Here is a 12,280-nt window from a genome sequence, read left to right as displayed (position 1 = left end):
CCCCGTCACTCATGTCCGACTTTCGGCGCCGACGGCATAGACTGAGCTCGTCGCCACCACGCTCTCGCAGCGTCGGGGGCGACAGATACACAGCTGGATCAGAATCGGAAGGCATCCCATTACAGAATCTCCCGCTCCGCACGACATCTACTTCGTACCCCCGGAGCAGGACAGCCCCAATCCCGTGGAACCGGCGTCGGCCGCGTCACGCGCACGGATGGGCGAGCTACCCGAGACTGTCCGATTCAAGAATCGTTTTGCCCTCGCGATCACGACCACCACGCCGCTCGAAGCGATGGTCGAAGATCTCCTCTTCATCCGCGACATCCTCGACGCCGCAGGAATCGAGTATCTACTCGTCCGCGGAAACGACGAGCGCCCCGTGATCGCGGTGAGCTGGACCGAGCGCAAAAACCTGCGGCAGGCACTTGTCGAGGGATGCGCAAACGCACCCTTCTATTCCAAAACCGTCGACGCGAAGAAGAGCCCCGCGCTCCTTGTCGCGGACGGTGCCCTGTCGAAAACCAACAAGTCACGGATCTTCCGCTTGTTCCGTCCGCGGGTTCACGTCGCAAGCGGCATGAACTACGGCGCGAACATCGGCGTTCAAATCGAATTGTGGTCGATTTCCGACGAAGAAATCGTCCTACCCGTCGAGAACTCACTGACACGACGAACCGTCCTCCCCGAAGAAGCTGTCCGAGGAACCGTCGAGCGATTCGGCCGGATCTGGCCGACTATCGAGAACATGTTCGCCGATCATGCCTCCGATATCAGCTTCGATATCGATCTGGTCTTTTCCTGGGTCGACGGCTCTTCCAAGGAGTTTCAGGCTCAGCGCGCCAAGCGCATGCAGAACTACATCGTCGGAGAGGGCGACGAATCAGAAGCGCGCTTCCGTCAGATCGACGAGCTCAAATACGCGCTTCGATCTATCCACATGTACGCGCCGTGGATCCGGCGGATCTTCGTCGCAACCGATTCCGATCGTCCGGACTGGCTTGCCGACGATCCGCGAGTCACGTTCATGCCCAGCGAAAAGTTCTTCGCCGATCCAAGTGTGTTGCCCACCCACAATTCTCAAGCTGTCGAGTGCCAGCTGCACCATATTCCGGGTCTGGCAGAGCATTTCCTCTACTCCAATGACGACATGTTCTTCGGTCGCCCCGTCGGCCCTGACATGTTCTTCTCCCCCGGTGGGATCAGCATGTTCATCGAGGCCGACACCAGAATCGGATTGGGACACAACGACAACGACCGCAGCGGGTTCGAGAATGCGGCCCGCGTCAACCGCCGTCTGCTGCAGGACCGCTTCGGTCTGATGACCACCAGACATCTGGAGCACGCAGCGACGCCACTACGCAAGAGCGTGATGGCCGAGATGGAACGCGAGTTCGCCGAAGACTTCGCGGCCACTGCAGCAAGCACCTTCCGCGCGAGTTCCAATATCTCGGTGACCAATTCGCTGTACCACTACTACACGCTCATGAGTGGACGGTCGGTGGTGCAGAAGTCCGCCGCCGTCAAATACGTCGACACGACGGTCAAGGCGGGTTTGCGCGACATGGACTCACTGCTCGCCAAGCGCTCCATGGACTTCTTCTGCCTCAACGACGGCAGCGCTCCGGAGATCGATCTGGAACTTCGGACACGCAAGATCACTGAGTTCCTGGAGAGCTACTACCCCATCCCGGCGCCCTGGGAAGCCTAGACGAAACAAGGGCCCAGCCGATTTCGGCTGGGCCCTTGCTACTTCGGTCGATCAGCGTGCTGTCACATGCTCCCGTTGCACCGGAATGGGCAGACCGAGATTGTCACGCAACGTCGTTCCTTCGTAGTCACTGCGGAGAACACCTCGATCCTGCAGCAGCGGCACCACGTCGTCGACGAACTCGTCGAGGCCGGTCGGCACAAGGTGCGACCCGAGGATGAACCCATCCGAACCGTCGTTGCTGACAAACGAATCTATTTTCTCGGCAACCTGCTGCGGTGTACCGACGATCGGTCCACGCTCGAACTGATCGATCACCACTTCGCGCAGATTCAACTTCTTGCTCTCCGCTACCGCGCGCAGTTTTGCGACGGTCGCGAAACGATCTTGGTGAATGAAGGCGCGGCCCTGGATGATCGGCGGAGCCTCGGGATCCGGAGCGATATCGGGTAGTGGTCCTTCGGGGTCGTACTTCGACAGATCGAGATTCCAGATCTGTTCGAGCAGAACCAAAGCGGTCTGGCCGGTGACCTGCTGGTCGCGAATCTCTCGGTACTTCTCGATCGCATCTGCCTCCGAGGTGCCGAGAACAAAACTCGCCGACGGCAGGATCTTGATGTCACCCGGGTCACGTCCGGCCGCAACGGCACGTGCTTTGATATCGCGATAGAAATCGGCCGCCTCGGGCAACTGACCGTACGGTGAGAAGATCGCGTCGGCATTGCCGGCAGCAAAATCGCGCCCCTGCGGCGACACCCCGGCCTGCAGAATAACCGGGCGCCCTTGCGGGCTACGCGGCACTGTGAATCGGCCGTTCACGTCGAAATGCGATCCATGAAAAGCGAATTCACCGGCATCCGGTCGCGCGAGAAAGCGCCCTGATGCCTTGTCGGCCACGATGTCGTCGCTTCGCCACGAATCCCAGAGTTCACGCACCAGCGCTACGGTCTCCTCCGCACGCTCGTATCGTTGCGCGCGGTCGAGGTATCCGCCGCGGCGAAAGTTCTGGCCGGTGAATGCGTCGAACGAGGTGACGACGTTCCAGGCGGCACGTCCTCCGGACAACTGATCGAGCGTCGCGAATTGGCGGGCCAGTTCATACGGCTCGTTGAACGTGGCATTGATAGTGCCGGCCAATCCGAGGTGTTCGGTTACCGCCGCCAACGATGCAAGGACCGTGAAGGTGTCCGGCCTACCGATGATGTCCTGATCGAAAATCTGTCCTGCACGCTCACGAAGGGCAAGGCCTTCGGCGAGGAAGAAGAAGTCGAACTTCCCACGCTCGGCGGTTCGAGCGGTGTGTTCGAAGGAATCGAACTCGATCTGGCTGCCCGCCTGCGGATCCCACCATGCAGTGTGATGGTTGACGCCGCCGAGGTAGGCACCCAGGATGACCTGCTTACGCTTCTGAGAACTCATGAAAATGTATTCCTCGTCTGTCAGGCGGCCGGAGTACCGGCGGCGTAGCGGTTGGGAACGTCGATGGGTAGGCCAAGCAGTCCGCGAAGATTCGTCTGCGGATACTCGGTGCGGAATACGTTGCGTCGCTGCAATTCAGGTACCAGCTCACCTGCGATCGCGTCGAGGTCGTCCACGACGACGCCCGGCCGCAACCGGAAGCCGTCGATTCCCAACTGCTGCCACCGGAGCAGAAGATCTGCCAACTCAGCCGCGGTGCCGGTGAAGGTCAGCGCGTCCGAACGGTATTCGGCGCCGGCCTGCGCGTCGAGGCGAGCGAGCCGTTCCTTTCCGGTTTCTTCCGGAGCATCGAAGAATACGACGATGTCGGTGAAGACCCGAAGCGGTTCGCCGGTGCGCTGCACGTTTTCTTCGGCTGCTCGCACTTCACCCAGGATTGCCGTGACCTGCTCGTCGTCGAACGGCGTCACGAACACCAGATCGGCCGTCCGCGCCGCCAGCTCGTACGCGACCCGCTGATGTGCCAATGCGGTGACGACGGGATGCCCCTGCGGCGGGCGCGGAGTCACCGACGGTCCACGGACCGAGAGGTACTTTCCCTCGAAGTCGATGTAGTGCAGCTTGTCCCGGTCGATGAATCGGCGCTGCTCCACATCACGGATCTCGGCGTCGTCCTCCCAACTGTCCCAGAGTCTCCGGACGACGTCGGCTGCCTCCGCAGCTTCGTCGAACAGCGCGCGCACGAAGTCCGGGAGGACGCCTGAAACGATCGACTGACGGTCGGCATCGGTGAGCGCTGGGATGTCGCGGCGCCCGAACTGTGCTGCCTCGGATTCCGACGCCGACACCTTCACCTGCCACCCGGCGCGACCGCGCGAGGTGTAGTCCAGCGTGGCAACGGCTTTGGACACGTGGAACGGTTCGGTGTGAATGGTGGTGATGGTCGGGATCAACCCGATGTTGCTCGTGATCGGTGCCAGTCGGGCGGCCACGAGATGTGCGTCGAGCCGAGCGCGCACCCGGTCAACCGCGTCGTCGACAGGCTCGAGTGGGTTGGCCGGCACCGAGAGACTGTCCTCGATGGTGACGAAATCGAGCAGACCACGCTCGGCGATCGTCACCACGTCAGTCCAATACGACGCGCTGAACAGCTCACTCGGGCGCGAGTGCGGCTCTCGCCAGGCCGCTGGGTGCCAACCGGCACCGTCCAGCGCTACGGCGAGATGCAACGGAGCAAGATGAGAAGAAGGGGTGGAGGTCATCGGCGCATACTCCTGTTCGAGAACTACTCGGGAGCGCACAGTGCCGACCGCAGAAACCGTCAGCACCCGACTGACGGTTCTCGTGGCGACTGCCGCTTGCGACACGCACCGCGCGTATCGCCAGGTGTGATTCCGGGGCACCCCATCGGCATGAAGGGTTGCCGTCCAGCTAGCCGGTCCTTGTTGCTGGAGCTCTGCACCTACCTCGACGGTAGTGAGTACGCGACCGCCCGGCAATCACCCGGAACTGCGCGTGGGTGCCGGAAACCGCCTGCCACCTCAGATGATCGAGCGTGCCGCCTTTTCGCTCTCGAGGATTCGAATGCCGGCAGCACTGAGTCTCCGGGCACCCTCGGCCGCATCGACGGGCTCACCGACCGTCACGTGCGCACCGAGTGGAACGACCGAATGAACAATTGTCTCGTCGTACACGTGCACCAGATTGCACCCCTGAGCACCGTCACGACCACGCTGACCACCGACTTCCACGTTCAAGTCCTGGGTGTAACACGTCGACGACGCCACGGAAACCGGAATGCCGGCGAACGTCGCCGTCGTCGAATAGTGCAGATGCCCAGCAAGAATCGCCCGGACGTCGCTGCCACGCAAGACGTCCGCCAACCGGGACTGATCGCGCAACTCCACCAGAACCGCGAGATCCTGAATGCACGGAACCGGCGGATGATGCAGCGCCAGAATTGTTCCGTCGGGCGCCGGCACTGCCAATTCTGCGCGTAGCCAATCCAATTGACGATCCGAGATCTCACCGTAGTGGTGACCGGGAACCGACGAATCCAGGGTGATCACCCGCAGTCCGTCAAGATCGTAGACGTTGTCGACGGGATGTTCGGTGGCGTCCTCGCCCAACAGCAGAGATCTGAACGTAGGGCGGTCGTCGTGGTTGCCCATCGCCCAGACGACCTGCGCATCGATCTCGGCCGCCACGGGTTCCACGATGGCTTTCAATTCCGCGTATGCGTCGGGGTGTCCCTGGTCGGTCAGGTCGCCGGTGAATATCAGTGCATCCGGGCGTGCGCCCGAGGCCACGATCCCGCTGAGCACTTCCCGCAATCTCGTCGACGCATCCACGGCGTCGTACAACTCCCCCTGAGCCACCAGATGCGTGTCACTGAGGTGCACCAGGAAATGCTTCGGACGCGGGTACTCGGCATTCCGAACGCTCATCGGTCTCTCGCTTCCGCTTGCCGACGCGTAGGCGCCGGTGCGGCACCTACTGATCGTCGAGACTAGTCAACCGACCAACAGTGACTGATCGGGGCACGCCCGACGAACACGAAGCGAACTCCCGCGGCGACCCTCGGGATCGAGTAGTTGAAGCTGCGAGTAGTGTGTGGACAGTGTTGTTCCTGACCAGTCGGCGTTACGTCGACCTTCGCCTGCAGGCGAGCGCAATGTGTACGCGCTCGCTCTGACCTGACGCGTACCAGGAAACATTTCTTCGAATCTGCCCGGCCTCTGGTGCCGCGCTGCGTTTCGCTCCCTTGATTTTCGAAAGGCATAGTCATGCCCAGCTCCACCTCCACCGGCGTGCCGGAAAAGTCCACGTCCCGTTTTCCGTCCTGGGCGACGGCATTCGGACCGCAGATCGTCGCCGGTCTCGTACTCGGTGTCATCATCGGTCTCGTCGCCCGGGCAATGCCTGATGCGGCCGACGGCAACGTCAACTGGTTGGTCGGCACCGTACAGACCATCGGTTCGAGTTACGTCAAGCTGCTCACCGTTGCGGTGATCCCGCTGGTGTTCACCGCCATTGTCAGCTCCATCGCCAACCTGCGCCAGGTCGCCAATGCAGCTCGCCTGGCCGTGCAGACCTTGCTCTGGTTCGCGATCACCGCTTTCATCGCTGTGATCATCGGCATCATCGTCGGCCTGATCACCGATCCCGGTTCACGGACCGACGTCGCCGCCGAAGCCGCGAAGGAACCCAAGAGTTCCGGTTCGTGGTGGGCGTTCATCACCGGACTGGTTCCGAACAACTTCCTCGGGTTGGGTGCAAAGACTTCCGTCGCCGAAGGCGTGGCGACTACATCGCTGAGCTTCAACGTCCTGCAGCTGCTCGTCATCGCCGGTGCAATCGGTATTGCTGCACTCAAGATCGGTCCCAAGGCTGCGCCGTTCCTCGAGTTCAACGCTTCGCTGCTCGCGATCGTCCAGAAGGTCCTGTGGTGGATCATCCGCCTTGCCCCGATCGGCACCGCTGCGCTGATCGCCAACGCTGTCGCCACCTACGGATGGGATGCGATCGGGTCGCTGGGCGTCTTCACCGCCGCCATCTACATCGGTCTGGCGATCGTGTTCTTCGTGGTCTACCCCATCCTGATTGCCGCACACGGCCTCTCGGTTCGAAGCTTCTTCTCCGGCGTCTGGCCCGCAACTCAGCTCGGATTCGTCTCGCGCTCGTCGATCGGCACCCTGCCGTTGACCGAACGCGTCACCGAACGCAACCTCGGCGTTCCGCGTGAGTACGCCTCGTTCGCCGTTCCGCTCGGTGCCACCACGAAGATGGACGGTTGCGCCGCAATCTATCCCGCGATCGCGGCGATTTTCGTCGCAGGCTTCTACGACGTTCCGCTGACCTTCACCGACTACCTGTTGATCGTCGTCGTCTCGGTCATCGGCTCAGCGGCAACGGCCGGAACCACCGGTGCGACAGTCATGCTCACACTCACACTCTCCACCCTTGGTCTTCCCCTGGCCGGCGTCGGACTGCTCCTCGCAGTCGAACCGATCGTCGACATGGGCCGTACCGCAGTCAACGTCACCGGCCAGGCACTGGTCCCGGTCATCGTCGCAAAGCGTGAGGGAATCCTCGACAAGGTGCGCTTCGACGCTCCCCGCAACGGTGATCCCTTCGCCGAGGAACTTGTCGACGCGTAACCCTCGATGACAACAGCAGCGTCCCCGCACCTGAGCAATACGGTGCGGGGACGCTGCTTTTCACCCCAGATTTCACCCTTACCGAAATAAACCATTTGGTCGTTATGACCAGTATGCTCAGCCGGCACAGCCCTCAGAAGTGGAAGGGCTGCCCAGTTGAACACGAGGTCACATGAAGCTCCGCCGTCTGGCATTCAGCGTCGCAGGTTGCGCCGCAATCACTCTGGTTGCCGCACCCGCCGCTCAGGCATCCACGGTTTTCGATTTCCTACCGATCGAGATCGCACGCATGATTCCGACTGGCTCTGCCGACGCAGTCCAGCCGTTCCTTCCCCCGGTCTTCGCACCGTCGGCGCCGCCCGCTCCGCAAGCGCCCCAGAACCAGCCGGCGCCGCAGAACACTCCCGCACCAGCGCGGTACTACCAGAACTGCACAGCCGTTCGTAATGCCGGCGCAGCTCCGTTGTACCGGGGCCAGAACGGATACGCCCCGCATCTCGACCGCGACAACGACGGCATCGCCTGCGAGTGATCCAACGCTCGGGTTGTGGTGCATCCACAACCCGAGCACTGTTGTCGAACCGTCAGACGCCCAACGCCCGGGACAAAGTCGGCCACGCCTTGGGTAGTCGTTCACGCCAATATGTCCACGCATGTGTGCCGTTCGGCTCGTAATCCACCTGCGCCGGAATCTTCAGCTCCTGCAACCGCGCGTCGAACATCTTGGTACAGGCGTGCGCAGCAACCTCGATGCCGCCGCCGATCACCAGACGCTCGAGTAGTTCCGGAGTCTGCAGAGTCTCGTCGGATCCGGGACGACCATTGGCCGTCGACACGTAGATTTCCTTGCCACGCAACTTCTCTGCGTTGATCAACGAATCGTGTGCCTCCCACTCCGGGCCCCCTGGCACACCCCAGATGTTGGCCGGATCTCCGCTTCGAGAAGAAATCGTGGCCTGGACGGCAGTTCGGCCGAGCGGATCCATCGTGGAATAACAGCCGCTGAACACGGCAACGCCGCGATACATGTCCGGAAAGCGTTGGGCGAGCATCATTGCACCCATCGCGCCCATGGAATTGCCGGCAATCGCGTTGATTCCGTTGGTCTCGAGTCGCGCGTCGATCAGCGGTGGCAACTCCTCGGTGATGAAGGTTTCCCACTTGTGCAGTCCCAGCCGCGGATCCGGATTCTCCCAGTCCGAGTACAGGCTCGCGATTCCGCCATTGAGCATCACGACGTTGACGTTCTTGTCGGCGAAGAACGCCGGGGCGCCGCCGATCGTCATCCATCCGCTGCTTTTCTCTCCGGCGTCGACACCCTCGAGCATGTACAGCGCTGGGCGCGGAACCGAATTGTCAGCGGGTAGCAAAATCTCGACGCCGACCTCGCGTCGAAGTGCAGGCGACGCCACCGTCAGCCTGACCGCCTGTGGTGCGGTCACCTTCTCGCCGACGATGGCCGGGACGACGATGTCGTCGCGCAGGTCCGGTTTGGGGCCCGGATCCTCCTGAAGTGGTCCCGGGATCGTCGACCCCGAGCTCACGCTTCCCTCGACGCTGCCCAGACTTCCCGAGCTTCCCGAACTACCCGAGCTTCCGGAACTCGGCGCTGCCGTCGACAGTCCGCCCAATTGCAAAGAAAGTGCACAGACGGCCAAACACACCGCACCTGTGCGCGCAGATCGAATCCACGCACGCCGCTCAGTCCTCATGAAACTCCCAAACCAGTCAAAGATGTTTCCGTGAACATACCGTGCAGTTCGGACTTTCTTGGACAAACGACCACGACAAGATCTGTCGGACGCCGCCACTAGGCTGGCCCCGTGCAACAGGACTCAGTCAAGGCCCTCGACCTCGACCGAGTTCGCGCTGTCGTCGGCACGACAACCTACGACCGCGGACTTACCTACCTGCGGCAGAATGCGGTCGTGTCCATCAGTTGGAACGGCACCCCGGATACCTTGACCGGGGCCGTGGCGGGGACCGCGCAGGAGCCGTACGCCTGCACAATCTCGATAAGTCACAGCGTGGCCGGTGCTGCCACATTCACGCGTGGCATCTGCACGTGTCCCGTGCGGATGAACTGCAAACACGTGGTCGCGTTGGTACTCGCAGCGGTGGCCGAGGCGAACACGACGCCACGACAACTCGGGTGGGACCGCGCGCTCGAGGAGTTGCTCCGACCAGACCCCGACGGCCGCACAACTCCCGGACTCGGCATTCAATTCATCGCGCGAACCAAAGGCGCATCGACACGGCTCCTCGTCAAACCAGTGCAACCAGGAGCGAGAGGGTGGATCTCCGGCGGACTCGCCTGGAACAAACTCGGAAGCACTTTTCAGTTCCCTGCCGACCACATCCGGGTTCTACGCGACATTCATCTCCTCCACAGCGCCGGCAACCATTACCGAAATCAGAATGCAGCGGAGATCGATCTTGCCGGGTTTCCGAGCCCGCAACTCTGGTCGCTTCTTGATGAGGCGATCAGCGTCGGCGTTTCACTCGTTCACTCGAAGGCCGGCCTCGGCAACATCTCCCTACTCGACGACACCAACATCTGCCTCGACGTCCACGGAGCAGAAGACGACAACCTCCGTCTCACTCCCCGAATTCAGACCGATGGGCACATCATCACCCATTCCGACTGGGGACTTGTCGGTACGCCGGCACATGGTGTCTTCGCGCTCGACGCCGCCAACGCGATCACGCTCGCACCGCTGCACACGCCGGTCACCCACCAATTGAGGCAGTTGATCGACTCCGGAAAGTCAGTCGACATACCCGCCGAGCATCGAGATGCGTTCACTTCGCGGTTCGTGTTCAAACTCGGAAGCCTCGCTCCCGTCCTATCTTCCGACGGTGCTTACAACCCACCGACTGTGTCCGGTCCTCGGCTACAACTGATGGCCACTTACGAAGGCGACCACCGCATCGACATCGAGTCGGCATGGAAGTACACCGTCGATGCCGACGAACTGATCATTTCTACCGCGGACACAACCACCGACGAGTCCGAGGTCCGCAATCACGCTGCCGAAGATGCCATCACCAACAGCCTCGGCGCGGCCGCGGCGAAGGCCACTCTCGCGGGAACTTTGACCGGCCTCGATTCCATGCAGTTCACACTCGACCTCCTGCCCCAACTCGAAGCGCACGACGCCATCGACCTCACGGTTGCAGGAACCCCCGCCGACTACCGGCCTGCAGACGACGCTGTCGTGATCGGCCTCAGCACATCAGCCCCCGACGGGGACAGCGGATCCGACTGGTTCGACCTCGATGTCACCGTCGATGTTGCGGGACAAAGCGTTCCGTTCACAACACTGTTCTCTGCTCTGAGCAAGGGCGAGACTCACATACTGCTACCGGACGGCGCCTTCTTTCGGCTCGACGCACCTGAACTACTCGGCCTGCACCGTCTCATCACCGAAGCGCGGTCGCTACTCGATCGGCCTACCGGCAAACTCGGGATCAGCAAATTTCAGGCCGGACTGTGGGAAGAATTGACGGCGCTCGGAAGGGTCGAACATCAAGCAGCAGCTTGGAAGAAGCAGATCGCAGGATTGCTCGGCAGTTCGGGCATCGATCCCGTCGAAGTCCCGGACACGTTGACGGCAACGCTACGTCCCTATCAGGTCGACGGATTCCGTTGGCTCAATTTCCTGCGCCAGCACAGCCTGGGCGGCATACTCGCCGACGACATGGGCCTGGGCAAGACACTGCAGACCCTCGCAATGATCTGCGCTGCAAGGCAGTCGAATCCAGCCGCGCCTCCCTTTCTGATCGTCGCACCCACCAGCGTGGTCTCCAACTGGAAGTCCGAAGTGGCGAAGTTCGCACCGACCCTCCACACCGCTGTCATCACGGACACGCTGCGCCGCAGAAAAACCGATCTGGCCGCACTCGTCGACGGGGCGGACATCGTCGTGACGTCGTACGCCCTCTTCCGCCTCGACACCGATGCATATTCCGCGGGCCGCTGGTCCGGACTGGTACTCGACGAAGCCCAATTCGCCAAGAACCACAAGTCCAAGGTCCACCAGTGTGCGAGGGCGGTGAACGCACCGTTCAAACTCGCGATCACCGGAACACCCATGGAGAACAATCTTCTGGAGTTGTGGTCGCTGCTCGCGATCACTGCACCAGGACTGTTTCCCAGCCCCACCACCTTCACCGATTTCTACCGCACTCCCATCGAAAAAGACGGTGATGCAGAACGATTGGCGCAACTGCGACGACGCGTCAAACCGCTGATGGTGCGGCGCACCAAGGAACAGGTGGCTGCGGACCTGCCGCCCAAGCAGGAGCAGGTACTCGAGATCGAGTTGCATCCGAGCCATCGCGCGATCTACGACACCCACCTGCAACGCGAACGGCAGAAGATTCTCGGACTGCTCGACGACGTCGACAAGAATCGGTTCACGATCCTGCAATCGCTGACGCTACTACGCCAACTCAGTCTCGACGTCTCGCTGGTCGACGAGGAAAGCGGACCCGTCCCATCGGCCAAGGTCGACGCTCTCGTCGAGCAACTGGACGACGTCATTGCGGGCGGACACCGTGCGTTGATCTTCAGCCAATTCACCGGGTTCCTCGGTTCTGTCCGCAACCGACTCGACGCGGAAAAGATTACGTACAGCTATCTCGACGGTTCGACGCGCAATCGAGGTGAAGTGTTGGAGGAGTTCAAGTCTGGTGCAGTCCCCGTCTTCCTGATCAGCCTCAAGGCTGGTGGTTTCGGCCTCAATCTCACCGAGGCCGACTACTGCTTCATTCTCGACCCCTGGTGGAACCCGGCCGCCGAGGCACAAGCGGTCGACCGTACTCACCGCATCGGGCAGACACGAAACGTCATGGTCTACCGCCTCATTGAATCGCCCTGGGTTCGGTGGAGACTTCTGGCCTTGGAAACGAGGATGGAAGCATGCCGAATGAACGGGTGTCAGGGAGGCCGACGATGCGGCGGTATTCGCCGGAGGAGAAGGCCGGT

8 protein-coding genes and 1 riboswitch are annotated in these 12,280 nt (G+C 61.7%); of the genes, 4 read left to right on the top strand and 4 right to left on the bottom strand.

The window, feature by feature from the left end:
- The first annotated feature begins 217 nt into the window (after window positions 1-217).
- Window positions 218-1,711: a stealth family protein gene (locus ASU23_RS02925; protein WP_020970156.1), complete on the top strand. Its 1,494-nt coding sequence runs from the start codon at window positions 218-220 to the stop codon at window positions 1,709-1,711.
- Window positions 1,712-1,762: 51 nt separating this feature from the next.
- Here the strand turns inward: ASU23_RS02925 and ASU23_RS02920 are convergent, their stop codons facing one another.
- The 3 genes from ASU23_RS02920 to ASU23_RS02910 form a co-directional block, all read right to left on the bottom strand.
- Complete coding sequence (locus ASU23_RS02920; RefSeq protein WP_007729254.1) at window positions 1,763-3,130, bottom strand: NtaA/DmoA family FMN-dependent monooxygenase; 1,368 nt, start codon at window positions 3,128-3,130, stop codon at window positions 1,763-1,765.
- A gap of 20 nt (window positions 3,131-3,150) precedes the next feature.
- Window positions 3,151-4,497: an LLM class flavin-dependent oxidoreductase gene (locus ASU23_RS02915; protein WP_058037185.1), complete on the bottom strand. Its 1,347-nt coding sequence runs from the start codon at window positions 4,495-4,497 to the stop codon at window positions 3,151-3,153.
- Window positions 4,480-4,593, bottom strand: a riboswitch (SAM riboswitch). (Overlaps the previous gene by 18 nt.)
- Window positions 4,594-4,671: 78 nt before the next feature.
- Window positions 4,672-5,577, bottom strand: coding sequence for a phosphodiesterase (locus tag ASU23_RS02910; RefSeq protein ID WP_003940661.1), 906 nt, complete (start codon window positions 5,575-5,577; stop codon window positions 4,672-4,674).
- Window positions 5,578-5,916: 339 nt separating this feature from the next.
- Between ASU23_RS02910 and ASU23_RS02905 the strand changes: the two genes are divergently transcribed.
- Both ASU23_RS02905 and ASU23_RS02900 read left to right on the top strand, forming a co-directional pair.
- Entirely contained in the window at window positions 5,917-7,290 is a 1,374-nt protein-coding gene (locus ASU23_RS02905; RefSeq protein ID WP_058037184.1) for a dicarboxylate/amino acid:cation symporter, read from the top strand.
- Window positions 7,291-7,462: 172 nt separating this feature from the next.
- Window positions 7,463-7,822 carry an excalibur calcium-binding domain-containing protein gene (locus tag ASU23_RS02900; RefSeq protein WP_058037183.1) on the top strand — a complete coding sequence of 120 codons (360 nt, stop codon included), beginning with the start codon at window positions 7,463-7,465 and terminating at the stop codon, window positions 7,820-7,822.
- Window positions 7,823-7,874: 52 nt separating this feature from the next.
- On the opposite strand, the gene ASU23_RS02895 is transcribed toward ASU23_RS02900, so the two are convergent.
- The gene (locus tag ASU23_RS02895) at window positions 7,875-9,002 is read right to left on the bottom strand and encodes an alpha/beta hydrolase family protein (protein ID WP_058037182.1); all 1,128 of its coding nucleotides are present in this window, start codon (window positions 9,000-9,002) and stop codon (window positions 7,875-7,877) included.
- Between the two features lie 111 nt (window positions 9,003-9,113).
- Here ASU23_RS02895 and ASU23_RS02890 point away from each other — a divergent pair.
- Window positions 9,114-12,280: DEAD/DEAH box helicase (locus tag ASU23_RS02890; RefSeq protein ID WP_253741164.1), on the top strand; the 3,167-nt coding region annotated here is incomplete at its 3' end.

Source organism: Rhodococcus sp. KB6 (assembly GCF_001445685.1).
GTDB classification, from domain to species: Bacteria; Actinomycetota; Actinomycetes; order Mycobacteriales; family Mycobacteriaceae; genus Rhodococcus_F; species Rhodococcus_F qingshengii.
Note: the sequence above shows the minus strand (reverse complement) of the source record. Positions and strands in the feature narration are given on the sequence as shown.

Bases quoted from the DNA above. Each gene is read 5' to 3' on its own strand.
- ASU23_RS02925 (WP_020970156.1), top strand. From the start codon at position 218: ATGGGCGAGCTACCCGAGACTGTCCGATTCAAGAATCGTTTTGCCCTC.
- ASU23_RS02920 (WP_007729254.1), bottom strand. From the start codon at position 3,130: ATGAGTTCTCAGAAGCGTAAGCAGGTCATCCTGGGTGCCTACCTCGGC.
- ASU23_RS02910 (WP_003940661.1), bottom strand. From the start codon at position 5,577: ATGAGCGTTCGGAATGCCGAGTACCCGCGTCCGAAGCATTTCCTGGTG.
- ASU23_RS02905 (WP_058037184.1), top strand. From the start codon at position 5,917: ATGCCCAGCTCCACCTCCACCGGCGTGCCGGAAAAGTCCACGTCCCGT.
- ASU23_RS02900 (WP_058037183.1), top strand. From the start codon at position 7,463: ATGAAGCTCCGCCGTCTGGCATTCAGCGTCGCAGGTTGCGCCGCAATC.
- ASU23_RS02895 (WP_058037182.1), bottom strand. From the start codon at position 9,002: ATGAGGACTGAGCGGCGTGCGTGGATTCGATCTGCGCGCACAGGTGCG.